General features: G+C 65.3%; 30 protein-coding genes and 1 pseudogene. 13 read left to right on the top strand and 18 right to left on the bottom strand.

Annotation, left to right across the window (positions count from 1 at the left end):
• Position 1 precedes the first annotated feature (1 nt).
• From EG854_RS11790 to EG854_RS11745, 10 genes and pseudogenes are all read left to right on the top strand, one after another.
• Complete coding sequence (locus EG854_RS11790) at positions 2-3,262, top strand: Eco57I restriction-modification methylase domain-containing protein (RefSeq protein ID WP_123288327.1); 3,261 nt, start codon at positions 2-4, stop codon at positions 3,260-3,262.
• Positions 3,259-4,134 (top strand): phospholipase D-like domain-containing protein, encoded by an 876-nt coding sequence (locus EG854_RS11785; RefSeq protein ID WP_123288326.1) that lies wholly within the window; start codon positions 3,259-3,261, stop codon positions 4,132-4,134. The genes EG854_RS11790 and EG854_RS11785 overlap by 4 nt, the downstream gene beginning before the upstream one ends.
• Positions 4,135-4,280: 146 nt before the next feature.
• Positions 4,281-4,586: pseudogene (locus EG854_RS11780) on the top strand (JAB domain-containing protein); the annotation flags it as partial.
• On the top strand, positions 4,583-5,566 hold the full coding sequence (locus EG854_RS11775) for a glycosylasparaginase (RefSeq protein ID WP_123288325.1): 984 nt from the start codon (positions 4,583-4,585) through the stop codon (positions 5,564-5,566). The pseudogene EG854_RS11780 and the gene EG854_RS11775, both read left to right, overlap by 4 nt.
• The gene (locus EG854_RS11770; protein WP_123288324.1) at positions 5,563-6,081 is read left to right on the top strand and encodes a GNAT family N-acetyltransferase; all 519 of its coding nucleotides are present in this window, start codon (positions 5,563-5,565) and stop codon (positions 6,079-6,081) included. The genes EG854_RS11775 and EG854_RS11770 overlap by 4 nt, the downstream gene beginning before the upstream one ends.
• Positions 6,082-6,135: 54 nt before the next feature.
• A complete protein-coding gene (locus EG854_RS11765; RefSeq protein WP_123288323.1) occupies positions 6,136-6,378 on the top strand; it encodes a BolA family protein in 243 nt (80 codons plus the stop codon).
• Between the two features lie 3 nt (positions 6,379-6,381).
• Positions 6,382-7,296, top strand: coding sequence for an aldo/keto reductase (locus tag EG854_RS11760; protein WP_123288322.1), 915 nt, complete (start codon positions 6,382-6,384; stop codon positions 7,294-7,296).
• Between the two features lie 79 nt (positions 7,297-7,375).
• On the top strand, positions 7,376-7,729 hold the full coding sequence (grxD, locus tag EG854_RS11755; RefSeq protein ID WP_123288321.1) for a Grx4 family monothiol glutaredoxin: 354 nt from the start codon (positions 7,376-7,378) through the stop codon (positions 7,727-7,729).
• Complete coding sequence (locus EG854_RS11750) at positions 7,729-8,160, top strand: acyl-CoA thioesterase (RefSeq protein ID WP_123288320.1); 432 nt, start codon at positions 7,729-7,731, stop codon at positions 8,158-8,160. Before grxD ends, EG854_RS11750 begins: the two co-directional genes overlap by 1 nt.
• A 93-nt stretch (positions 8,161-8,253) precedes the next feature.
• Positions 8,254-8,673: a hypothetical protein gene (locus EG854_RS11745; protein WP_123288319.1), complete on the top strand. Its 420-nt coding sequence runs from the start codon at positions 8,254-8,256 to the stop codon at positions 8,671-8,673.
• 9 nt (positions 8,674-8,682) lie between these two features.
• On the opposite strand, the gene EG854_RS13395 is transcribed toward EG854_RS11745, so the two are convergent.
• The 12 genes from EG854_RS13395 to EG854_RS11690 form a co-directional block, all read right to left on the bottom strand.
• The gene (locus EG854_RS13395) at positions 8,683-8,811 is read right to left on the bottom strand and encodes a hypothetical protein (protein WP_260155362.1); all 129 of its coding nucleotides are present in this window, start codon (positions 8,809-8,811) and stop codon (positions 8,683-8,685) included.
• A 112-nt stretch (positions 8,812-8,923) separates the two neighbouring features.
• Positions 8,924-9,319: a hypothetical protein gene (locus tag EG854_RS11740; RefSeq protein ID WP_164462027.1), complete on the bottom strand. Its 396-nt coding sequence runs from the start codon at positions 9,317-9,319 to the stop codon at positions 8,924-8,926.
• A gap of 266 nt (positions 9,320-9,585) precedes the next feature.
• Positions 9,586-10,203, bottom strand: coding sequence for a 30S ribosomal protein S4 (gene rpsD / locus EG854_RS11735; protein ID WP_123288317.1), 618 nt, complete (start codon positions 10,201-10,203; stop codon positions 9,586-9,588).
• A 162-nt stretch (positions 10,204-10,365) separates the two neighbouring features.
• Positions 10,366-10,980, bottom strand: coding sequence for a superoxide dismutase (locus tag EG854_RS11730; RefSeq protein WP_123288316.1), 615 nt, complete (start codon positions 10,978-10,980; stop codon positions 10,366-10,368).
• 100 nt (positions 10,981-11,080) lie between these two features.
• Positions 11,081-11,305, bottom strand: coding sequence for a hypothetical protein (locus tag EG854_RS11725; RefSeq protein ID WP_123288315.1), 225 nt, complete (start codon positions 11,303-11,305; stop codon positions 11,081-11,083).
• A 2-nt stretch (positions 11,306-11,307) separates the two neighbouring features.
• Positions 11,308-12,141: an S-formylglutathione hydrolase gene (gene fghA, locus EG854_RS11720; RefSeq protein ID WP_123288314.1), complete on the bottom strand. Its 834-nt coding sequence runs from the start codon at positions 12,139-12,141 to the stop codon at positions 11,308-11,310.
• A 15-nt stretch (positions 12,142-12,156) separates the two neighbouring features.
• Positions 12,157-13,620 (bottom strand): alanine/glycine:cation symporter family protein, encoded by a 1,464-nt coding sequence (locus tag EG854_RS11715; protein ID WP_123288347.1) that lies wholly within the window; start codon positions 13,618-13,620, stop codon positions 12,157-12,159.
• A gap of 83 nt (positions 13,621-13,703) precedes the next feature.
• Entirely contained in the window at positions 13,704-14,111 is a 408-nt protein-coding gene (locus EG854_RS11710; RefSeq protein ID WP_164462026.1) for a type II toxin-antitoxin system VapC family toxin, read from the bottom strand.
• Positions 14,089-14,343 carry a FitA-like ribbon-helix-helix domain-containing protein gene (locus tag EG854_RS11705; protein WP_123288312.1) on the bottom strand — a complete coding sequence of 85 codons (255 nt, stop codon included), beginning with the start codon at positions 14,341-14,343 and terminating at the stop codon, positions 14,089-14,091. Before EG854_RS11705 ends, EG854_RS11710 begins: the two co-directional genes overlap by 23 nt.
• Positions 14,344-14,384: 41 nt before the next feature.
• Positions 14,385-14,768, bottom strand: coding sequence for a VOC family protein (locus tag EG854_RS11700; RefSeq protein ID WP_123288311.1), 384 nt, complete (start codon positions 14,766-14,768; stop codon positions 14,385-14,387).
• A gap of 133 nt (positions 14,769-14,901) precedes the next feature.
• Positions 14,902-15,336, bottom strand: a complete 435-nt coding sequence (locus EG854_RS11695) for a hypothetical protein (RefSeq protein ID WP_164462025.1) — start codon at positions 15,334-15,336, stop codon at positions 14,902-14,904.
• A gap of 116 nt (positions 15,337-15,452) precedes the next feature.
• Positions 15,453-16,559 carry an S-(hydroxymethyl)glutathione dehydrogenase/class III alcohol dehydrogenase gene (locus EG854_RS11690; RefSeq protein WP_123288309.1) on the bottom strand — a complete coding sequence of 369 codons (1,107 nt, stop codon included), beginning with the start codon at positions 16,557-16,559 and terminating at the stop codon, positions 15,453-15,455.
• Positions 16,560-16,697: 138 nt separating this feature from the next.
• On the opposite strand from EG854_RS11690, the gene EG854_RS13180 reads away from it, so the two are divergent.
• On the top strand, positions 16,698-17,051 hold the full coding sequence (locus EG854_RS13180) for a hypothetical protein (protein ID WP_164462024.1): 354 nt from the start codon (positions 16,698-16,700) through the stop codon (positions 17,049-17,051).
• Here EG854_RS13180 and EG854_RS11685 read toward each other — a convergent pair.
• The 4 genes from EG854_RS11685 to EG854_RS11670 are packed head-to-tail and all read right to left on the bottom strand — an operon-like array spanning position 17,048 to position 20,048.
• Positions 17,048-17,833, bottom strand: a complete 786-nt coding sequence (locus tag EG854_RS11685; protein ID WP_123288308.1) for an RNA methyltransferase — start codon at positions 17,831-17,833, stop codon at positions 17,048-17,050. The genes EG854_RS13180 and EG854_RS11685 overlap by 4 nt on opposite strands.
• 3 nt (positions 17,834-17,836) lie before the next feature.
• Positions 17,837-18,859 (bottom strand): phospholipase C/P1 nuclease family protein, encoded by a 1,023-nt coding sequence (locus tag EG854_RS11680; protein ID WP_123288307.1) that lies wholly within the window; start codon positions 18,857-18,859, stop codon positions 17,837-17,839.
• A 28-nt stretch (positions 18,860-18,887) separates the two neighbouring features.
• Positions 18,888-19,562 carry a nitroreductase family protein gene (locus tag EG854_RS11675; protein WP_123288306.1) on the bottom strand — a complete coding sequence of 225 codons (675 nt, stop codon included), beginning with the start codon at positions 19,560-19,562 and terminating at the stop codon, positions 18,888-18,890.
• A 48-nt stretch (positions 19,563-19,610) separates the two neighbouring features.
• Positions 19,611-20,048: a protease inhibitor I42 family protein gene (locus EG854_RS11670; protein ID WP_123288305.1), complete on the bottom strand. Its 438-nt coding sequence runs from the start codon at positions 20,046-20,048 to the stop codon at positions 19,611-19,613.
• Between the two features lie 159 nt (positions 20,049-20,207).
• On the opposite strand from EG854_RS11670, the gene EG854_RS11665 reads away from it, so the two are divergent.
• Positions 20,208-20,735 (top strand): 3D domain-containing protein, encoded by a 528-nt coding sequence (locus EG854_RS11665; protein ID WP_123288304.1) that lies wholly within the window; start codon positions 20,208-20,210, stop codon positions 20,733-20,735.
• A 2-nt stretch (positions 20,736-20,737) separates the two neighbouring features.
• Here the strand turns inward: EG854_RS11665 and EG854_RS11660 are convergent, their stop codons facing one another.
• A complete protein-coding gene (locus EG854_RS11660; protein ID WP_123288303.1) occupies positions 20,738-21,058 on the bottom strand; it encodes an Mpo1-like protein in 321 nt (106 codons plus the stop codon).
• 95 nt (positions 21,059-21,153) lie between these two features.
• A complete protein-coding gene (locus EG854_RS11655) occupies positions 21,154-23,100 on the bottom strand; it encodes a DEAD/DEAH box helicase (protein ID WP_123288302.1) in 1,947 nt (648 codons plus the stop codon).
• Positions 23,101-23,298: 198 nt separating this feature from the next.
• Between EG854_RS11655 and EG854_RS11650 the strand changes: the two genes are divergently transcribed.
• Positions 23,299-23,646, top strand: coding sequence for a DUF1428 domain-containing protein (locus EG854_RS11650; protein ID WP_123288301.1), 348 nt, complete (start codon positions 23,299-23,301; stop codon positions 23,644-23,646).

Raw genomic sequence — 23,646 nt, 5'->3', positions numbered from 1 at the left:
CATGGGGATCGATCGCGAGCGGGCGGCGGCGCAGCTGAAGGCGTTCGACTTTGCCGGACTGTTCAACGAACTCGGATGGGACCATCCGCGATCACGACAGGCCGAAACGATCCTAGTGGACGGAGAAAGCTATTCGCTGTCGCCTGTGGCGGAAAAGCGCGGAGTTCGGATCTTCCGTTGCGACACCGTACCCGATCGTGCTGCACGCCAGCGCATCGACCGCGAAATCACCAAGCTGGCCTACGAACACCTGATCATCTTCACGGACCCGGGGCGGGCGCGTCAAGTTTGGCAGTGGGTCAGCCGCGAGAAGGGTAAACCGGCCGCATTTCGAGAGCACGTCTGGCTGGTCGCCAGCGCCCCGGAAGGCCTGATCCAGAAGCTGGACCATATCGCCTTTGGTCTGGACGAAGAGGAGGGACTGACGCTCGCCGGTACAACCGTTCGCCTGCGGGATGCCTTTGATCGAGAGCGGATAACCAAGAGATTCTACGCTGAGTTCGAAGCCCAGCACCAATGCTTCTTGGACTTCATTACGGGCCTTGAACGCGTCACCGATCGCCAGTGGTACGCGTCCCTGATGCTGAACCGGCTGATGTTCATCTACTTCATTCAGAAGAAGGGCTTCCTGGACGGCGACGCCAACTATTTGCGCGAGCGGCTGGCTCGGGTACGCGCCCAGCATGGCGATGGCCGGTTCCATAGCTTTTATCGGCTTTTCTTGCGCACCCTCTTCCACGGCGGCCTGGCGCGCCCGCTGGATGAGCGCGATGAAGCCACGATCGGCCTTCTGGGCCGTGTGCCGTACCTGAATGGCGGCTTGTTCGAGCCCCATGCGCTTGAGACAGGCGATTGCCAGATCGATATCGCAGACGAGGCGTTCGTCCGGATTTTCGAGTTCTTCGACAACTACGATTGGACCTTGGACACTCGGCCAATCGCCCGAAACGACGGTCGTGAAATCAACCCGGACGTCTTGGGCCACATCTTCGAAAAATACATCAACAATAAGCAGATGGGGGCGTACTACACCAAGGAGGACGTCACTGACTACATCACCAGCAATACGGTGATCCCTTGGCTATTCAAGACGGCCGCCGCTCATCACAGTGCGGCGTTCGAGCCGGGGGGGAGCGTCTGGCGCATGGCCGCTGAGAACCCCGACGCATACATCCATCCGTCGATCCGAAAGGGGGTCGAGCGGCCGCTGCCCCCATCGATCGCTCGGGGCCTGTCCGACGATGAGGCTCAGAGAGATTGGCACCGTGTAGCGGATCCGGAGTTCGGACTACCGACGGAGACGTGGCGGGAAGTCGTTGCGCGTCGCGCGCGTTACGAGGCGCTGAAGGCTCGGCTCGTATCTGGATCGATCGCAACGATTGAGGAGTTCACCACCCTCAACCTCAACATCAGCCAGTTTGCACTCGACGCGATCCAATACGCCGAGAGCAGCGACCTGGTGAAAGCGTTCTGGCGCGGTATCTCAGAGATCCGAGTCTTGGATCCCGCCTGCGGCTCCGGTGCCTTTCTGTTCGCAGCTCTCAACGTTCTGCACCCCCTGTATGAGGGATGCTTGGCTCGAATGCAGCAGTTCGTCGAGGCCTCACCGCCCACGCCGAGCGGTGGTCCGAACCTTCTTGAGTTCCGCGAGGATCTGGCCCGAGTCGACGTCCACCCGAGTCGAGACTACTTCATCTACAAATCGATTATTGTCGCCAATCTGTACGGCGTCGACATCATGGATGAGGCGGTGGAGATCTGTAAACTCCGCCTGTTCCTGAAGCTCGCCGCACAACTCGAGACGGTCGATCAAATTGAGCCGCTACCCGACATCGATTTCAACATCCGCGCCGGCAACTCCCTAATTGGCTACACCTCGATCAACGCCATCAGTCGTGCGCGTCAGACCGGCTTGGAATTCACGGCCGACTTGGCGGAAATCCGTGAACGAGCGACGGAACTGGCCCGGGCGTTCCAGAACTTCCGTAACGATCAGACGGCTCTGCACGGAAACGCCGGCCCACAAGCAAAGATCGAGCTTAAAGGACGTCTCGCGGATCTGAGCGGACGGCTCGATCGGTTCATGGCCCTCGAATACGATCAACGGAACGCCAGCGACGACGCGGTCGCGCGCTGGAAAGTTTCGCACAAGCCGTTCCACTGGGCGCTGGACTTCTACGCCATCATGCAACGCGGCGGTTTCGACGTTGTCGTCGGCAACCCGCCTTATATCACCTCCTCCAAGGTTCGGCAGGCCTACACAGTCCGCGGCTTCGAGACCGAGGCGTGTCCGGACATCTATGCTTGGATCATGGAGAGGGCAGCCGACCTGACCTCGCCTGACGGCTACGCCGGGATGATTGTCCCGCTCAGCTTGGCGTTTTCATCGGGTTTCGAGCCGCTGCGAGATCTCCTGTTCCGAGAGTTTTCGACAAATTGGTTCTCTTCATTCGCACGCATTCCAGCTGCCTTGTTCAGCGCAGAGGTTCGTGTCCGCAACACCATACACATCGGTCAGCGCAACGGGATACGAGCCGCTTACACCACCGTGACCCATCGATGGTTCGAAGAGGCGCGCCCCCACCTCATTCCGCGGCTCGAGTATGCCCGCTTCCGTCCTGAGCTTTGGAACGGGCTGGTTCCCAAGCTGAGCCAACAAGACCTACTGACTCGCCTCGAAGAGGCGAAGCTTCGATTCCCGCCGCTCGATGTCGTTCGATCCAGGGGGGCGACCGCCTACCCGCTGTACTTCCGCAAGTCGGCCTACAATTGGGTGTCGTTCGCCGTCACTCCGGCACCGACCTATGACGGTGACGCCACATTGGCCCCATCGTCCGACAACGGGACAGTTTACTTCGGATCGAGCGAAGCACGCGATCAGGCCCACACTCTACTTAATGGTAAAATCGGCCTCCTCTGGTGGTCGATCGTGGGCGACGATTTCCATGTGACCCAGGGCAACTTTGGCTGGCTCCCGTTCCCTTCACAGGCCTTCCAAGCTCTGCCGGACATTCGCGCGAGACATGCCCGCGAGACTCTGGAAGCTGCCATGCAGGACAATTTGGTGTTCAAGCTGAACGCCGGCAAACGCATTGGCAACTTCAACTTGGCCAAATGCCGCGCCGTGTCTGACGCCACGGATCAGTCTTGGATCGCCGCTCTGGGCTTGGAAGACCTCAGGCCGGAGATCGAGCTCGCCTATTCGCAGATCGTAAAAACGGATTTCCGCGACGCGCCGTCGTCGCATGAGGAGGACGCGTGAGCCGCCTTATTACCGAGTCGCCGTGGAAGAAGATCACGAAGGCCGCGCGCGACGCGGCCTCCCCTAGCAAGGTGGCAGTGGCATATTTCGGTAAGAGGGGTGACAGTCTTCTACCGCTCGTTCCGAATAGCAATTTGGTCGTCGACGCCAGTTTGGCGTCGGTTCAATGCGGCATCACCCATCCTGGCGCCTTGCGACGGCTGAGGAAGAACGGAGTTCGCATCTTTACCCTGCCGTTGCTGCACGCCAAAGTGTTCGCGTTCGATACGTACAGCTTCGTGGGCTCCACCAATGCGTCGTCTCGGTCGCAGAAGGTCCTGACCGAGGCCGTGCTCAGGTCTTCAGATCCCGCGACGCTGAAGTCGGTTCGCAAGTTCGTCGATAGCCTTTGCACCGACGAGCTGTCAGATGATGACCTCAAATGGTTGGAGAAGCAGTACAAGCCGCCAAGCATCAAACTGCCGAGCGCATCGCCGCAGCCCTTCGCGCGCCTTCTTATGCAGATCAAGCCGTCCGACAAGCAGGGGTTTTCTGGCCATCAGGTTCAGCCATCCCTGAGCGCTTGGGCGGAGTTCTTCGGCGTCGAAATGGATGACGCGGACGTTCCAACGCTACGTTTACGAAACGTCGACACCGGCGACGTCATCGACCGAAAGGTCGTGCGGCATAAGGTCGTTATAACCGTCGACATACCGGAGGCCGTGCCCGGCAATCTCCTCGAGGTCTGGAGGGTCGGTCTCGATCGTTACGACTACCGTGTGGTTGACCCCACTGACTCGGCGTTCAAAGCACTGAACACCGAACTCACCACGACACCGAACCCAGTGTGGAAGAGCGGTCGTCTGTGGATCCTGACCGGACCCCAACCTTGACGCTCGGCGTGCGACCGCCCGGCGCGACGGCGAGAAGTGTAAAAGTTGGCGTTGCCCCAGGAGCGCAAAACAGACAGTCTGGCACCGTGAATCGGGCAGTAGCAAACTCAGTCGTAGCGGGCTTTTGGGCGCTTTTCGATAACGTAAAGTACGGGGTGCTCTATCTGGATAACCGCAACCAGCTGATCCTCGACGAAATCCAGAACCGGGGCACGGTCGACCATGCCCCCGTCTATCCACGCGAGGTGGTCCGCCGCGCCCTCGAACTGTCCGCCAAGGCCATGATCATCGTCCACAATCACCCGTCCGGTGACCCCACGCCCAGCCGTGCTGACATCGACATGACCCGTCAGGTGGTCGAGGCCGCCCGTGCTCTCGGAGTCGATGTGCACGACCATCTGATTGTCGGTCGCAAGGGCGTGGCCAGCTTCAAGCAATTGGGGCTGATGTGAGCGGCCCGTCGCGCCGGGCCGTGCTGGCCGGGGCCGCAACCGCTGCGGCGGCCTCCAGCATCGCCCATGCCGATACGCCCCCCGCTGTGCTGGTCTCGACCTGGGACTTCGGCGTCCCGGCCAATGCCGCCGCCCATGCGGTGCGGCAGGCGAGTGGCTCGGCCCTCGACATGGTCGAGGCCGGCGCCCGGGTGGCCGAGGCCGATGTCACCAATGCCTCGGTCGGCATCGGTGGCTTTCCGGACCGGGAGGGTCATGTGACGCTGGACGCCGTCATCATGAACGGGCGCGGCGACATGGGCTCGGTCTGCGCGCTTGAGGATATCGTCCACGCCGTCTCGGTCGCCCGCCGGGTGATGGAGGCCACCCCCCATGTCATTCTGGTGGGCGAGGGGGCCCGCGCCTTTGCGCTGGATCAGGGGTTTGAAACGACCCGCCTGCTGACGCCCGCGGCGGAGGCCGTGTGGAAGCGCTGGCTGGAAACCTCGGACTATGCCCCCCGCGCCAACAGCGAGAACACCGACTGGCCGGGCGGGGCCTCGGATCACGACACCATCGGCATTCTGGGCATCGATCTCACAGGAGCCATGGCCGGGGCCTGCACCACCTCGGGCATGGCCTTCAAGATGCGCGGCCGGGTCGGCGACAGCCCCATCCCCGGCGCCGGCCTGTCGGTCGATGACGAGGTGGGCGCCGCCACCGGCACGGGCGTGGGCGAAGACATCCTGCGCGTTTCGGGCGCCCATGCCGTGGTCGAGGCCATGCGCGCCGGTCTGGATCCCGATGCCGCCTGCAAACGGGTGATCGAGCGCCTCGCCCGGCTGCGGGGCGATAAGATCGCGGACCATCAGGTCGCCCTGCTGGCGCTGGACAAACAAGGCCGCGCCGGGGCCTTTGCCCTGCGCCCCGGCTTTACCTATGCGGTCACGGATGCAGCGGGTGAAACCCGGCTGGTCCGGGCCGAAAGCCTGTTTTCATGAGCCCGGTGATCGAAACCGACCGCCTGATCCTGAGCCCGGTGGCAGAGGGAGACTATGCCGACCTGTGCGCCCTGCTGGCCGACCCGGGCTTCTTCCGTCACATCTTCCCCCAGGCGCTCAATGCCGAGGAGGCCTGGTTCCGCCTGCTGCGCGATGTCGGCCACTGGCAGGTCATGGGCTATGGCAATTGGGCGATCCGCACCCAGGGCGACGGCCGCTATATTGGCAGCGTCGGCCTGTTGAGCTATCGCCGCATCGTCGACCCCGCCTTTGACGCGCCCGAAATCGGCTGGGGCCTGTCGCCGGCCTTTCAGGGCAAGGGCATGGCGTTCGAAGCCGCCGCCGCCGCCATCGCCTGGGCAGAACAGCACCTCAAGGCGGATCGTCTGGTCTGTATGATCAGCCCCGATAATACCCCGTCGCTGGCGCTGGCCGGTCGGCTGGGGTTCAAGCCCTATGCCGAGACCACCTACAAGGGCGATGCAGTGATCCTGCTGGAACGTGCCGGAACGTAGCCGGACATTAAGGTTTATGAGGCATGAGGGGAGGCGAATAATCAGGTTTCACCCATGCCCATGTCCGCCGACAGTCTGAGATCGCACCTTCTGGAAGCCTTTCCGGATGCCGAGATCGACATTGTCGATCTGGCCGGGGACGGCGATCACTATCGCGCGCGCGTCGTGTCCGGGGCCTTCGCGGGCTTGGGCCGGGTGAAACAGCATCAGATGGTCTATGCCGCGCTCAAGGGCCGGATGGGCGGCGAACTGCACGCCCTGGCGCTCGAGACCGCCGCTCCCGAAGGAAAGGGCTGAGCCATGCGTTATCGTCCCTTTGGCTATGCGGGCACCGCCGTATCCTCCCTGACCCTCAGCCTCGGCCATGCGGCGCTGGCGCGCGGATTCGAAGCCGCCCAGTCGCTGATCTATGCGGGGCTTGAGGCCGGCATCAACAGCTTCCGCCTCGAGACCGCCGACCCGGTGCTGGCCGATGTGGTGGGTCAGGCGCTCAGCCATGTCGACCGCAAGCTGGTCTCGGTCACCCTGATGCTGGGCACTGGCGACGGAAGGCGGGGCTCGCAACGCGACTTTTCGGCCGAGGGCATGACCCACGCGATGGACCGGGTGCTCCATGTCTCGGGTCTGGGCCATATCGACGTCGCCTTGCTGGATGAGCCCGAGGAACAGGAATTGGCCCAGTCCACCCTGCAGGCGCTCAAGGCACTCCGCGCCTCCGAGCGCGTCCGCCTGCTGGGGGTGTCGGGCGAGGGCGAGGTCATGGACACCTATGTCTCGACCGGTGCCTTCGATGTGCTGGCGACACCGTTCCACGTCAATTCCGACTGGCGTATCCTGTCGCGGGTCCGCCATGCGCGCGAGCGTGACATGGCCATCCTCGGCTATGGCTATTTCCCCGACAGTCTCGACACGCCGAAAAAGGCCGAGACGGTGCATGCGCCCAAACGTGGCCTGTTTGGCCTCGGCCGGTCGCGCACGCCTGATACGCCGCTTAAGGGCATGGGCACCTTCGCCTTCCTGCATCGCACCCACGGCTGGACGGCCGAGCAGATCTGCCTCGGCTATGCCCTGGTCGATCCGTCGATCTCCAGCGTCATGATCAGCGCCACGACCGACGAGCGCGTCAAAGACCTGGCCCAGGTGCCCGAGCGCGACCTTCCGCCCGGTCTGCCCGCCCAGATCGAAATGGCCCGGGTCGGCACGGCCGCCGCCTGATCCTGCCCTTGACCGCGCCTGCCCTTGACCCGGCCTTCGGGGCCTCCTAGCTCACAGGCCTGCTGAAGAGGTATCTCCCGTGACCGACACCGCTGCCGACCCCGTGCGCGATTTCATCGCCCAGACCATCGCCGATCACCCCGTGGTGCTGTTCATGAAGGGCACGCCGGATGCGCCGCGCTGTGGCTTCTCGGCCCAGGCGGTGCAGATCCTCGACCACCTCAGCGCACCCTTCGTTGGCGTCGATGTGCTGCAGGACGACGGCTTGCGCGAGGGCATCAAGGCCTTCACCGACTGGCCGACCATTCCCCAGCTGTATGTGAAGGGCGAGTTCGTCGGCGGATCGGATATCGTGCGCGAGATGTTCCAGGCCGGCGAGCTCGGCACCCTGATGGCCGACAAGGGCGTGCCGCTCGGCGACGCAGACGCCTGATGGCCCGGGCGCCGCTGGTCCCGCGCGAGGACCGCGAGGTCTTCGTCGTCCCGCTGGAGGTGCGTCCCGAACACATCGACGCCAATGGCCACGTCAACAATGTGGTCTATGTCGGCTGGCTGCAGGACGCCGGCACCGCCCACTGGAATGCGCGCTTTGATGACGCCACGCGCGCCCGCTGGTCGTGGGTCGCGCTCCGGCATGAGGTCGACTATCTGCGCGGGATCGAGCCCGGCGCCACGGGCGTCGTCGCCCGCACCTGGGTCGGCGATCCCCAGGGGCCCCGCTTCAACCGTTATGTCCGCATCGAGGACGGTCAGGGCCGTCTGTGCGCCCAGGGCGTGTCCGAATGGTGCCTGGTCGACGCCCGCACCCTGCGCCCGCACCGGATCGCAGGCGAAATGATCGCCCCCTTCCTGGCCACGGTCTGACCTTTTGCTCGGCACTGAGGGCGGAAAAGGCTTGAACCGACCGGCCTTTGCGTGGACGATTGCCGGCTTGGGGTGGCTATGATGAGGTACCGGATGCGACGGATCGTGCCGACGCTGACGATCGGATTAGTGATGCTGGGCGGGCTCGCGGCCTGCGGCGGCGCAAACACAGAAGAGCTTCAGCGGGAGGCGGTCGGCTGTTCGACCTATTTCACCGTGCTGAACGACCAGATCCTGAGTGGTGATCCGGCCTTTGCCGACCGCATCATGGCCGCACTCGTCGACCCGGCCGCGGTCGATGCCGATGAGCAGCATGAAACCATCAACCGCACCCTGGTGGATATGGCCGGCGGCACGGACGCCTGGCGCGCCGAAATGGAACCGGCCGACATCACCGCCCTCGAAAGCGAACAGTCGGCCCTCGCCCGCCGCCATGTCGCCGAAGACCGCTCGACCGGGGCGGCCGAGCGGATTTCCACCTGCGTCGAAACCTGGGAACGCCTGAACCGCTAGGGTGCGCCCTCAGTCTTCCTGAGCGGGCGCCTGGATGACCTGGGTCTCGGGCTTGTCGGTGGTGACGATGATGCAGCCGGCCAGCAGCGGGGTGCTGAGGGCGGCGATGGCGGCCATAAGGGTCAGACGGCGAAGCATGGTGATATCCCCCGAAGGATGTGAGTGAGCGAAACGCCACCTGTTTTCGCCCCCTCCGCGCACGGATGCACGTGAATAATCCTCAATGCGCAAGGCCCGGAAAGCCTCGACGTCAGCCCTGGGCGGGGCGATAGGGATTGGCGACCTGCAGCCGGGTGCCGGGCGCCAGCCCCATTTCCTCAAAGCTCCAGCGCAGTTCGACGCTGTTCTTCTCCGGATTGGTGCAGCGGTCGTCCCGCACCCGGCGAAGGGTCACGCGCGCGCCGTCATAGGTCTCGCGCACCACGGGCACCAGATCGCTCTTTTCGGTGCAGCCATTGCTGCTGATCCAGAACAGGACCGTGTCCTGACCGACGGCCGCGGCACGGATCGGCTCGACCACGCCGGGGCCATCCTCGACCGGCGGGCGCCCACTCAGCCAGTCTGGCAGGCTTGCGCAACCCGACACCGTCAGCGCGCCCAGAGCCACCGCCCCGATCAGACCAATAGATGTGCGATGTGGTGACATGGCCTGTCCCCGCGCCTTTCCCAAGCGTCAAGACTGCCTCAATTCGGATCGTTTGGCATCCCCGAACCGGCTTTCGTCCACGAAAAAGGGCCCCGGATCGCTCCGGAGCCCCTGTTTCTTGCGCTAACGCTCGGTTCGCGGAACCTCGCTGCTTGAGCGCATCTTCTGGCCCTATGCTCGTGACGCGGTCACTCGCGACTTGAGGGCAAGACCGGCAAACGCGCTCAAGAAGCGAGCCGCCGCGCGGCGAGCGTTAGCGCCCTAACTTACGAAGAGTAGTATTCGACGACCAGGTTGGGTTCCATCTTCACCGGGAACGGCACGTCGGCCAGTTCCGGCACGCGCACCCAGCGGACCGAGAAGCCGCGATCGCCGACTTCCAGATAATCCGGAATGTCCCGCTCGCCCGACTGCATGGCCTCAAGGACCAGCGCCATGCTGCGCGACTTTTCCTTGATCTCGACCACATCGCCGACCTTGACGCGGTACGAGCCGATGTCGACCTTCTTGCCGTTGACGGTCACGTGGCCGTGGCTGACGAACTGACGGGCAGCCCAGACGGTCGGAACGAATTTGGCGCGGTAGACGACGGCGTCCAGACGCGATTCCAGCAGGCCGATCAGCAGCTCCGAGGTGTTGCCCTTGCGGCGGGCGGCTTCCTCATAGGTCTTGGCGAACTGCTTTTCGGTGATGTTGCCGTAATAGCCCTTCAGCTTCTGCTTGGCCTTCAGCTGCAGACCAAAGTCAGAGACCTTGGACTTGCGGCGCTGGCCGTGCTGGCCGGGGCCGTAGGAACGCTTGTTGACCGGAGACTTGGACCGGCCCCACAGGTTCTCACCCATGGCCCGATCGATCTTGTATTTGGCGCTGTGGCGCTTGGACATATGTTGCTCTCTATCGCGATGCGGCCCGGCATCCCCGATATTGGGAATGCGATCTCAACGGCGGTCCACGCATCATCCGTCATCAATCCCGCCCCGGTCTTGCGACGGGACGTGAAGGCGGGGCTTATGGCGGCCCCGCCCTACGGAGTCAACAATCAGCCCCTAGGAAACGGCCTTGGCATAGAGGTCATTGACCTCGTTCCAGTTCACCACGGACCAGAAGGCTTTCAGATAGTCGGCCCGGCGGTTCTGGTACTTCAGATAATAGGCATGTTCCCAGACGTCGGCGCCAAGGATCACAGTGCCCTGCTCGTCAGCCACATCCATCAGCGGATTGTCCTGGTTGGGGGTCGAGGTGACCTTCAGCTTGCCGTCCTGAACGATCAACCAGGCCCAGCCCGAGCCGAACTGGCCGGCGCCGGCGGCGTTGAAGGCCTCCTTGAATTTGTCCATCCCGCCCAGATCCTTGTCGATCGCCTCTTTCAGTGCGCCCGAGGGCTCACCCGTCTGGCCTTCGGGGGCCAGCAGCTTCCAGAACAGGGCGTGATTCCAGTGGCCGCCGCCGTTGTTGCGCACGGCCTTGGGCAGTTTCGACATGGTCCTGAACATGTCCTCCAGCGATTTGCCCTTCAGGCTGTCGTCGCCGTCCACGGCGTCGTTCAGCTTGTCGACATAGGCCTGGTGGTGCTTGTCGTGGTGGAAGGTCATCGTTTCCTTGTCGATGGCCGGTTCCAGCGCGTCATAGGCATAGGGGAGGGGGGGCAGGGTAAAGGCCATGTCGGGCTCCTGAGTCTGGGGTAAACCTTGGCCGTACACATAGGTGCGGCGTCTCCAGACCCAAGGGTCGGAGGGCGAATTCGTTCCGATTTCGTCGGGATCAGCCCGCGGTGGCGTGGGCCTTCAGACAGTCGCGCACCGCCCGCTTCAGGTCGCCGGGGATCGAGCCCGGATCGGTGCCTTCAGCAGCAAACACCGCCCGCATGGCCGCGTCATAGCCGTTCGGCAGGGCCGCGATCACCCGCGCCTGTCCCTTGGGATGCAGGCAAAAGCCCAGCTTGACGCACAGCTCGGCGAACATGGCGTCATAATCGGGGTCTGCCATGGTCAGGCCTTCAGTCGCTTCGCGTGGAAGGCCAGATGATCCGCGATGAAACTGGCCATGAAGAAATAGGAATGGTCATAGCCGGGCTGCATGCGCAAGGTCAGGCGCTGGCCCGCCGCCTCGGCCGCCGCCGTCAGCAGATCGGGTTTCAGCTGCTCGACCAGAAAGCCGTCGGCGTCGCCCTGATCGATCAGGATGTCGTCGAACTGGCCATTGGCCACGCCCGCCTCGATCAGCAGGGCCGTATCGTGCTGGGCCCAGCGCTCGCGATCCGGACCCAGATAGGCGGTCAGGGCTTTCTCGCCCCACGGGCAGCGGGTCGGTGAGGCGATCGGCGCAAAGGCCGAGACCGAGGCGAACAGATGCGGATGGTTCAGCGCCAGCGTCAGCGCCCCGTGCCCGCCCATCGAATGGCCCAGGATGGCCCGCCGGCCATTGGTCGGGAACTCGGCATCGATCAGCTCGACCAGATCGCGGGTGACATAGGTCTCCATGCAGAAATGCGGGGCCCACGGCGCCTCGGTCGCATCGACATAGAAGCCGGCGCCCTGGCCGAGGTCATAGGCCTCGTCGTCCGCCACGCCCTCGCCACGGGGGCTGGTGTCGGGCGCCACCACGATCAGGCCCAGCCGCGCCGCCGCCTCATAGGCCCCGGCCTTGGTGGTGAAATTGTCTTCGGTACAGGTCAGGCCCGACAGCCAGATGACGACCGGAAAGGGGGCCTCACCCGGCGGCACGAACACCGACAGCTTCATCGCTGTGCCGGTGGCCGCGCTGTCGTGGCTCAGATAGCGAAGCGTCCCGCCGTGGACGACATGGGTCTTCAGGACGTCCACGGCGGGAGGTCTCCTTTAGTCGTGCGTCTTGCCGGCAGTCTTGTCACCGCGGGCCAGGGCGAACACCACGCTCGACAGGGCCGCCAGGGCGATCAGGTTCGGCAGGGCCATGGCGGCATTGGAAATGTCCCCCATGCGCCAGACGAACTCGATGTGCTGGAACGACCCGACAAAGATCATCACCACCCACAGCAGGCGCCACGGAATGGCGACGCCCTGTCCGAACAGATGGGTGGCCGCCCGCTCCCCGTAATAGCTCCAGGTCAGCAGGGTGGTGAACACGAACAGGATCAGCGCCAGCGACACGACAAAGCCGCCGATCGACGTCGTTCCGAACAGGATCTGCGGGAACACGGCGGAAAACGCCGCCAGCGTCATCTCAAAGCCGCGCAGGTCCGAGTTCCAGACATGCTCGACCGTGCCGTCACCGGCGGGGAAGGACCCCTGCACCGTCAGCATCACCAGACCGGTCATGGTGCAAATCACCATGGTGTCGATAAAGGTGCCCATCATGGCGAACCGGCCCTGACGTGCCGGATCGTCGGTCTTGGCCACGGCGTGCGCCATGGGGGTCGAGCCCTGACCGGCCTCGTTCGAGAACAGGCCGCGCGCCACACCGGCCCGGATGGCCATCATCACACCCGCGCCGACAAAGCCGCCGGTCGCCGCCATGCCGGTAAAGGCACTGTCAAAGATCATGACAAAGGTCGCCGGCAGATCCTCGATGTTCAGGATCAGCGCCAGCAGGGCCAGCAGCAGATAGGAGACGGCCATGACCGGCACGACCTTTTCCGCCACGCTGCCGATCGACTTGATGCCGCCGATGATGACCACGAACACGGCCGCGGCCACGATCAGGCCCGCGCCCCATTCGGTCACGGGGACCAGATTGGTGATCGAGTCGGCGATCGAATTGGCCTGGATCATATTGCCGGTGGCCACCGCCGAGAACAGCGTGCCGAGGCAGAACAGGATAGCCAGCCAGCTCCATTTCTTGCCCAGACCCTTGCGGATATAGCTCATCGGTCCGCCGCGATAGGCGCCGTCCGGGCCGACATCGCGGAAGCGGATGGCCAGCGAGCCTTCAGCAAAGGCCAGCGCCATGCCGAACAGCGCCGTCACCCACATCCAGAACAGGGCGCCAGGTCCGCCCAGGGTGATGGCGGTCGCAACGCCCGCAAGGTTGCCCGTGCCGACCTGTCCCGACAGGGCAGTCGACAGGGCCGCGAACGGCGAAATCTCGCCCTTGCCCGAGGGATCCTTCTTGAACAGGCCGGCAAAGGCCTCGCCCAGTTTCAGCAGCGGATAGAAGCGCAGGCCGATCATGATCCAGGCGCCGACGCCCAGCAGCACGATCACCATGGGCGGGAAGGGGATTACGGCCTCCCCGTTCCAGGTCCCGCCCCAGATGAAGTCACTGACGTTGGTGACCTGGTCGTAAAAGGCCTGCACGCCTGCGGGCGTTGCTGCGTCGCTCATTCCCCATTCCCCCGGGATGCCGATGAAAGCGGGCACCATAACCGGCTGTCCCGGAATGGGAACGCTTTTCTGACCTTGCGACGTTACCGCAGAGGTCTCAGGTCAAGTCCGGGCAGATCAGAAAACTTGCTGGTCAGTCTGGAGTCGGCCGTGATCAGGGGCAGGGCAAGGCTGACGGCCATCGCGACATAGACGCAGTCATAGACGGCATGGTCGCGCTCCAGCCCCAACTTCAGCGCCAGCGGCCAGTGCTCCCGCTCGTCCCGCAAATCGATCAGCTTGGTCAGGCGGGTTATCTGCGCCAGGCACCAGTCCGCTTCATATCGACCCGCCTTGGCCTGGCTCCGCAGGGCATTGGCAAATTCGCTGCCCAGCAGGGTTGGCGCGACGGGAGCCCACGTTTCGCTGGCTTCAATGGCAGCGGGCGTCAGCGGATCATCAACGACCCAGCGGACGACGACGCTGGCGTCAAAGATCGCCGATGATGGCACGGTCCCGTTCCTCCCGGCCCTCGCGAATGGTGGCATCGACGTCGATGTCTGCGCCCCGCGTGGCTTCCCGCATCCGGGCGGCCAGTTCCCAGAATGCGTCCTGCTCCTTGCGAGCAGCCTCGGCCACCAGATTGCGCAGCCGCTGCTCCAGCGAGATGCGTTCGCGCTCCGCCTGGGCCTTCAGCTCGGCGATCTCATGGTCGGGAACATTGCGGATAAGAAGCTGGCCCATAGGGCTATGATAGCGCCTTGCTATCATCGGGGCAATATTTCTTACCCGGGGCGGTGCAGCGCACAGACCTTGTTCCCCGACGGGTCACGCAGATAGGCCAGGATCAGCGCGCCGAACGGGCCGTTGCGCTCGCCGGGCGGGTCCTCGATGGCCGTGCCGCCCGCCGCCACCCCGGCATCATAAAAGGCCTGAACCATGTCGGCCGTCTTGGCGGCAAAGCCGATGGTGCCGCCGTTGGCGTGGCAGGCGGGCTCGCCGTCGATCGGCTTGCCGACCGCAAAGGCCCCCATCCGCGTCCGCCACCAGTAACGCCCCTTGGCATCCGGCCCCTGCGCCGGCTCATGCCCGAGGGCGCCGAGTGCGGCATCATAGAAGCGGCGCGACGCCTCGACGTCATTGGCGCCAACGGTGATGTGGGTGAACATGGCTTCCCTCCCCGGAGTGTTCGTTTCTTTTGTAGACTAACTACAGTTCTGTCGCCTTGTCATCCCGGAATCCGCGCCAGCGAATATCCGGGACGGTGCCTCAACGACACTGCCCAGCCGGGACGCGTTTGCGCTATCCGGGCAACATCCCGACTTCGTTGAAGAAGGCGTCGTCCATCAGCCTGCCCTCTGGACCGGAAAGGACGTTCCAGCTCTCGGGAATTGGCATGGGCATGCCGGGGGGAGGTTCCCCGCCGCCCCACGCTGAGAAGACCAGACCAAACACGACGGGCCCGCCGGAGACATTCGGCGCTACGACAGCCTCAAACGCCTGCTCAATCGAGTCCCGGATTTCGGTCTGAACTGGCGTCCCGGTGACAAGCCAGCTGCGTGATTCCTGCCCCGGCTTAATCATGACGACAATGACGCCGGATACCCCCGCATGCGAGTGAGCCGAGAATTCGATCGTAGCCCGTTCTTTCAAGGCCCCAACGTAGGTAGCCAGAATCCCGGCCGGAACTCTTGGTTCGATGACCTCTCCCGGCAGATAGAGTGTGATACTGTGCATGGTCCACGCAGGGCCGGGGACCGGGCTTATACGGAAATCATCCGCTTGAGATTCCCTGTCCGGCGCGACGTCACAGCCGCCCGCTATCAGCAGGCTGAGCAGGATGGGGGCTGCTCTCAAAACACCACCACGCTTCGGATGCTCTCGCCCGCATGCATCAGGTCGAAGGCCTTGTTGATGTCTTCCAGCGGCATTGTGTGGGTGATCATCGGGTCGATCTCGATCTTGCCGTCCATGTACCAGTCGACGATGCGCGGCGTGTCGGTGCGGCCGCGCGCCCCGCCAAAGGCACTGCCGCGCCAGACCCGGCCGGTGACCAGCTGGAACGGGCGGGTGGCGATCTCCTTGCCGGCCTCGGCCACGCCGATGACGATGCTCTCACCCCAGCCGCGATGGCAGGCCTCCAGCGCCTGACGCATGACGGTGGTGTTGCCGGTGCAGTCAAAAGTGTAGTCCGCCCCGCCGCCGGTCATCTCGACCAGATGGGCGACCACATCCGACACATCCTTCGGATTGACGAAATGGGTCATGCCGAATTTCCGGCCCCACTCTTCCTTGTCGTTGTTGATGTCGACACCGACGATCATGTCGGCCCCGACCATCTTCAGCCCCTGGATGACGTTCAGCCCGATCCCGCCCAGTCCGAAGACGACGCAGTTGGCCCCCGGCTCGACCTTGGCCGTATTGACCACCGCGCCCACGCCCGTGGTCACGCCACAACCGACGTAGCAGGCCTTGTCGAACGGCGCGTCCTTGCGGATCTTCGCCAGGGCGATCTCGGGCAGCACCGTGTAGTTCGAGAAGGTCGAGCAGCCCATATAGTGGGCGATGGCCTGCCCCTTATAGCTGAACCGCGACGTCCCGTCGGGCATAAGCCCCTTGCCCTGAGTCCCCCGGATAGCGGTGCACAGATTGGTCTTGCGGCTCAGGCAGCTTTTGCACTGGCGACATTCCGGCGTGTAGAGCGGGATGACGTGATCGCCGACCTCGACCGAGGTCACGCCCGGCCCCACCTCGACCACCACGCCGGCGCCCTCATGGCCGAGGATCGAGGGGAAGATGCCCTCCGAATCCAACCCGTCCAGCGTATAGGCATCCGTGTGGCAGATGCCCGTCGCCTTGATCTCGACCAGCACCTCGAACGCCTTCGGCCCCTCCAGATCGACCTCGACGATCTCCAGCGGCTTCTTCGCTTCAAAGGCTACGGCGGCACGGGTCTTCATGGGGGAGGGCTCCTGATTTGATCCCGAGGCGTTGCACCGCTTGCCCTCGCTTTCAACCCAAAACACAGTCGGGTCCCTTCTCCCCTTGTGGGAGAAGGTGCCCCCTGAGAAGGGGGCGGATGAGGGGTCTCTCCACGCTTGGCCGGTGTCGGCCTCTTTTCCCTGACCTGTGCCACCCCCCATCCGTCAGGCTTCGCCTGCCACCTTCTCTCGCAAGGGGAGAAGGACCGCGAACCTGCGACGTCCAGCTATGATGGCCGCCGCCTGAATGCCTATCCCTTTCAATACCCCGCGCGTTTCCCGCAGCGATCTTCCCGCCCTGGTCGCCGGATGATGCATGCTGTCCGGTTGCCGAGACCGATGCCGACGGAGGCGCGATTTCAGACGGTTCAGACTATTCAGACCCTGTTTTCCAAAGGCACCGTCCAGGCCATGATCCACCGCAACATCGTCATCGTGACCGGCGCGGGTATATCGGCGGAATCCGGCTAGGTCTCGCCCGCCTCGTGCTTCGCCGCCATCCGGGCCAGCAGCCGTCCGCGTCCCTTGGCCAGCGCATGGATCACGCCGCGGAAGGTCGCCACCTCCTGCGCGCTGAACCCGGCCCGGCCCAGCATGACGCGCAGGTTCTGGCTCATCGACCGCTTCTTCTCCGGCGGATGAAAGAACCCGCCCGCCTCCAGCTCGGTCTCCAGATGCTCATACATGCCGACCAGCAGGTCGTTGGACGCCGGCGGGTCGCCTTCGCGGAATCGCGGCGGCGGGGCATCCAGGATCAACGTCCGCCACTCATAGGCATTGATCGCGACCGCCTGCGCCAGATTCAGCGAATGGTGCCGGGGGTCGATGGGGATGGTGGTGATCCCCTGGGTCAGGGCGATGTCGGTGGTCTCCAGCCCCGCCCGCTCGCCGCCGAACAACAGGCCGACGCCGAGGCCCGAGGCCCGATCGTCATACAGCAGGCGCGCCGACTCGCGCGGCGTCCGCACCGGCATCCGCGTCTCGCGCGGGCGGGCCGTGGTCGAAAACACCGTGTTCAGGTCGGCGATCGCCTCGGCCACGCTATCGAAGACCTTCACCCCGTCCAGCACCCAGTCGGCGCCCGAGGCCGTGGCCCAGGCCCGGTCCTGCGGCCAGCCGTCGCGCGGGCTGACGAGGCGCAGTTCGGACAGACCGAAGTTGGCCATGACCCGCGCCACCGCCCCGATGTTGTCGGCCAGCTGCGGCTTGTCGAGGATGATGACGGGCGGCGTGGGCGTGGCGGGCTCGCTCACCCGTCAGTCCTGACCGATCATCGACAGCCACGGGTCGACGGTTCCGGCCTGGACCTCGGCCACCTTGACCGCCGGCCAGCCGATCGAGCGGGTGCCCGACTCGCGCCAGGCCAGCACGATCAGGTCGCGCAGCTCGCTGGCCCCCGCCGCCAGCCGCTGGGTGGCAAAGTCGACGCCGCGCGGATCGGCCTCGACGAAGCCGCCGGCCTTCTCCAGCCGGTAGAAGGGCACCACCTGGTCCAGCGCGACCAGCAGATAGTCGGCGGTGCGGGCGCGCAGGTCGAACCCGTCCAGACGCGGCGCCGTCATCGCCGCCTCGATGCCCTGCAGATTCACGCGGTCGCGGACAAAGTCGCCCTCGAACAGGCCGTGCGTCTGGCGCGATCGGGTGAAGCCCTCGGGATTGTCCGTATCCCGGTCCCAGCCATTGTAGTGGATCGTCGTGTGCAGCGGCTGCGAACCGTCCGAGATATAGTGCGACAGCATGCCGATATCGCGCAGCAGCAGGGCCTCGCGCCGCAGCCGGTCCTCGCGGTACCAGGCCTGACGCGCCAGGTCGGTCTCGCGCGCCTCGGCGGCCGTCAGCACCCGCCAATAGGCAAAGTCCTGCACCACCTGCAGCCAGGCATCCATGATCGCATAGGGCAGATAGCCCGCGTCATTGACCTTGATCCCGGCCTCCAGCAGCAGGGCGTCATATTCGGACTTGAGCGTCGGCAGGTCGCGGATGTGCGGCCCGGCTTCGGTCATGATGCGGCCGTCCTCGATCATGTCGACGAAGTGGGCGGTGTCGCGCTCGCGGCCGTGCGGCTGGCCAGCGCCCTTCCAGCGGTCGGGCTCGCGCGACAGTTCGCCGACCTGGGCGGCGGCCTCGGCCGTCCTCAGAAAGGCGGGCAGTTCCTCGGGCAGGGCCCGCATGGCGGCCTGGCCGACCATCCGGTGACCACTGGCCCCCCAGGCCGCGACCTCGGCGGGGGGCAGAACGATCAGCGTCAGGGCGAAGGCGGTGGCGATCAGGCGTTTCATCAGGGGCGCTCCAGGGACTGGGGGCGGGTTAAATCCATGCGGCGATGGCGTCCAGCGGCTTCTTGTCCAGCGCTGCCAGCGGCACCGTCGCGTCCGCCGCCGGATGGCCAGCCACCAGTAACAGGAACGGCTTTTCCTCGGCGGGTCGTCCGCAGATCTCGCTCAGGAAGCTCATCGGCGCGGGCGTGTGGGTCAGGGTCGCAAGGCCGGCCTTGTGCAGGGCCGCGATCAGCAGGCCCGTGGCGATGCCGACGCTCTCGGTGACATAATAGTTCTTCTTCGCATCGCCCGGCCGGGGCCCGCCGCGCTTCTGGGAAAAGATGGCGATCAGCACCGGTGCGACCTCCAGAAACCCCTTGTCCGGATCGGTGCCCAGCGGCGCCAGCGCCTGCAGCCATTCCTGCGGCGCCTTGGTCTCGTAAAAGGCCTTCTCCTCCGCCTCGGCCGCTTCGCGAATGCGGGTCCGGGCGTCGGCGCTTTCGATCACGGAAAAGAACCAGGGCTGGTGATTGGCGCCCGACGGCGCTGATCCGGCGGTCAGCAGCGCCTGCTCGACCACCGAACGCGGCACCGGTCGGTCCGAGAACTCCCGCACCGTTCGCCGTCGGGCCATCTCCTCGCGAAAGCCTGTGGCGCGAGCGGTGGCCTCATCGTCCGTCAGCGGTGCATAGCCGACCAGCGGGGTGGCGGGGTGGTCTTTCATCGGGCAGGCTCCGTCGCGATCAGCGCCCCTTGATAGACCCGTCCGGCCTCAGGGTTCTACCTGCACCGGAATGACGACCGTCTGCATCTGGCGTTCCGGCTCCCACCCCGGGGCCTCGACCAGCACCAGATCTCCCTCGCCGGGCGCCCCGGCCTTCAGGTGAAAGACGAACCAACTGGCCCCGCCGGTGGCGCCGCCGTCCCGCTGGGCCGTGTCTGTGGGGCCTGTCTCCGTTCCCAGCAGCTCCAGATTGTCCGGCAGAGTGGTGATCTGCCAGTCGAAATTCGAGCTCAACGTCACTGCCATCGTCTGGCCGACGCGAATGTTGGCCGGACCGTCCCACTCGTCGATGACGACCGTCACGGCTTCGGGGATTGGCGGGGGCAGGGACGTGTCCCGGCTGTCCGGCATCACCCTGTCGCAGGCGGCGAGCGCCAGCACCGCGACGGCGATCCCGGCCAGCATCAGAAGCCTCAGAACACGCATGACTCTTCTCCTCCTGCCGACATCCTGACCCGAGCTGGTCCACAGGCCAACCCACAGGACCTGACCAAGTCCTGCTATCCCTGCCGTCTTCTTGTCCCATTCGGCGAGCAAACACCCGGCGCCGGTCGGTTCGAGGATCGGCGATATGGCGATTCCTCCATGTTCAAGACCCTCGCTCTGGTGCTGGCCCTGGTGACCCCTGCGGTCGCCTCATCCATCGACCCCGTGCCCTATGAAGCGCTGGTCTCGGCCGAAGTCGAGGCCGCCGAACATGGGTTCGCCCCCGATGTCTGGCTGTCCCTGAACGAGGATCAGAAGGCCCTCGCGCTGCGCCCGGCCGACTGGATGCTGTCGGCGCGCATGTATCATGCGGGTGGCGGCGGAGCGACCGGCAACGATTCGCTGGGCTGCCGTCCGATCGCCATGCGCACCGTGGCCACCGACCCGCGCGTCGTGCCCCGCCGCACGCGTCTGTTCATCAAGGAAACGGTCGGCCTGCGCCTCGCTGACGGCACCATCCACGACGGCTACTGGTATGCCTCCGACACCGGCGGCGCCATCAAGGGCAACAAGATCGACCTGTATACCGGTCACGGGCGCGGCTCGATGGCCCCGGTCATGCCGCTGAACATGCGCAGCCTCACGGTCGTCCGCGCCGGCACCTTCGACGGCTGCCCGCCCGCCTGAGACTAAAAGCGGCGCTTGCCCGTCACGGTCTCGAAGAACATCCGCCAGTCGCCCATCAGGCTCCACAGCGGATATTTGAAGGTCGCGGGCCGGTTCTTCTCGAAGAAGAAATGCCCGACCCAGGCAAAGCCATAGCCGATCACCGGCATGGCCAGCAGCCACCAGGCGTTCCGCGTCACGATCGCCGTCACCAGTACGACCAGCACCAGCGCGGACCCCACCACATGGATCCGCCGGCACGTCCGGTTCGAGTGCTCGTGGATATAGTACGGATAGAAGGCCTCGAACGAGGCGAACCGTTCCTCAGGGGCGTGCGTGCTCATGGGCAAAGAGTGCGTTGCCTTTTCCGACAGGGCAAGTCCCTGATCCTCCCCCGCCTGCGGGGGAGGGGGACCGCGCAGCGGTGGAGGGGGCGGCTCTAGCCTGCGCGCTTGTGCGGCTTGCCGGTCTTCTTGAACGGCGGCTTGGCGCGGGCCACAGGGGCAGCACCCTCGACCCGGGGCTTGGGCGCGCCGCCCTTGAACGGCGCATTGCCGCGCAGCTTGCCATTGGCCTTGGGATCGCCCTTGGCCTTCCACGGCTTGCGGTCCTCGGCGGGGGCCGCGTCGGTGTTGGGCTGGAAAGGCGGCTTCTTCGCTTTCCATGCCGGACGCGGACGCTCGCCGCCTTCGGCCTCACCCTCGGCACGGGGCGCATAGGGCTTCTTGACGAAGGGGCGCTTGGGCCGCGCCTCATAGGCATTGTCGGGGGCCGACGACGGGGTGATGGCCACCTCGGGGTTCTTGGCCGCGGCCAGCGCCGACCGGAAGCCTTCGACGGCGGCCCGCGCGATCTCGAACCGGGTCTCGTGCGACAGGATGCGGATCGAGCCGATCTCGCGCTTGGTGATCCCGCCAAGCCGGCAGATCACCGGGATCAGCCACTTGGGATCGGCCTGCTTGCCCTCGCTGTGGCGGCCCACATCGACGCGGAACCAGCTGACCTCATGCGGTTGCAGCCGCTCGGTCGGCCAGGCCGTGGCCGCATCGCCGCGTTCCTTGCGCTCGGGCCGCTCGCCCGGATCGGTCAGGTCCTCGGGCGCCGGCATCTTGGCCCGTTGCAGGCTGATGAAGGCACAGGCGATCTCTTCCGGCGTGCGCTCGGCCATCAGCTTCTTCGCGAGCGCAAAGTCCTCGTCCGCCACGGGCTGGTCAAAGATGGGACCGGAGACCAGGCGGGCTTCGTCCTGGGCGCGGATGGCATCGGCCCCGGGGGCCACGTCCCAGCTGGCGGTGACGCCTGCCGACGACAGCAGCATTTCGGCGCGACGACGTTTCGGATTGGGCACCAGCAGGACGGATACGCCCTTCTTGCCCGCGCGGCCCGTCCGGCCCGACCGGTGCAGCAGGGTCGCCCGGTTGACCGGCAGCTCCGCATGAATGACCAGCCCCAGGTCCGGCAGGTCCAGCCCGCGCGCCGCCACGTCGGTCGCCACACAGACCCGCGCCTGACCGTCGCGCAGCGCCTGCAGGGCGTCGGTGCGCTCGCGCTGGCTCAGCTCGCCCGACAGGCCGACCGAGGCAAAGCCCCGCTCGCGCAGGGCGGCCTGCAGATGCTTGACCGACTCGCGCGTCGAGCAGAACACCAGCGCCCCGGGTGCCTCGAAGAAGCGCAGCACATTGACGACCGCGTGTTCGATCTGGTTCGGCGCGATCCGCATGGCGCGGTATTCGATGTCGCCGTGCGGCTGGCTCTTGTTGGTGGTGTCGATCCGCACCGCATCGCGCTGATAGCGTTTGGCCAGCACGGCGATCTCGCGCGCGATGGTGGCCGAGAACAGCAGGGTCCGGCGCTCGGCCGGCGACTGGTCGAGGATGAACTCGAGGTCCTCGCGAAAGCCCATGTCGAGCATCTCGTCGGCCTCATCCAGCACCGCCAGCTTCAGCTCCGACAGGTCCAGATTGCCGCGGTCGATGTGGTCCTTCAGCCGCCCGGGCGTGCCGATGACGATGTGGGTGCCCCAGCCCAGGGCGCGGGCCTCCTTGCGGGCATCCATGCCGCCGACACAGGTGCCGATCTTCGCGTCGGTCCCGGCGTACAGCCACGTCAGTTCGGCCGCGACCTGCAGGGCCAGTTCGCGCGTCGGCGCGATCACCAGCGCCAGCGGCTTGCCCGCCTTGCCGAACCGTTCGGCCTCGCCCAGCAGGGTCGGCGCGGCCGCCAGACCGAACGCCACCGTCTTGCCGGATCCGGTCTGGGCCGAGACCAGCAGGTCCGAGCCCGAATGGTCGCCCTCCAGCACGGCTTCCTGAACCGGTGTCGGCTCGGCATAGCCACGGTCGGCCAGGGCGCGATCAAGCGCGGGATGGGTAGCGGGAAACGGCATCGAAGGTCCTGAACAGCAAGAGGGGTCGCCGAAACGACCGCGCCCGGCCAAGGCGTAAACCTCGGGCCGGGCGGTAAGGGAGGCCGCCTCTATACACGGATAAAGGCCATGGTGGGGCGGTTTTGCGCGAGGCCCTTCCCCGGGGCCCCATTCCGGTGTCAGGTGGACGCAGACACCCTCCGTTCAGGATCCCCCCTCATGGCCTTTCTCGACATCACCGTCATCCCCGTGCCGACCGCCAACAAGGCCGCCTACCTCCAGCATTCGCGGGACACCACGGTCCATTTCAAACAGGCCGGCGCCCTCAAGGTCACCGAGTGCTGGGGCGAGGACATCCCCGACGGCAAGGTCACCGACTTCAAAAAGGCCGTTCAGCTCAAGACCGACGAGACGGTCGCCGTCGGCTGGATCACCTGGCCCGACCGCGCCACCCGCGACAAGGCCTGGGACGCCCTCATGCAGAACGAAGCCATGATGAAAATGGACATGCCGTTCGACGGCAAGCGCATGATCTTCGCCGGATTTGATGTCCTGATCGACGGGTAG

This window comes from Brevundimonas halotolerans, from assembly GCF_003730275.1.
In the GTDB taxonomy this organism is placed as follows: domain Bacteria; phylum Pseudomonadota; class Alphaproteobacteria; order Caulobacterales; family Caulobacteraceae; genus Brevundimonas; species Brevundimonas halotolerans.
The sequence above is the reverse complement of the archived record's forward strand: the minus strand, read 5'-3'. Positions and strand labels throughout refer to the sequence as shown.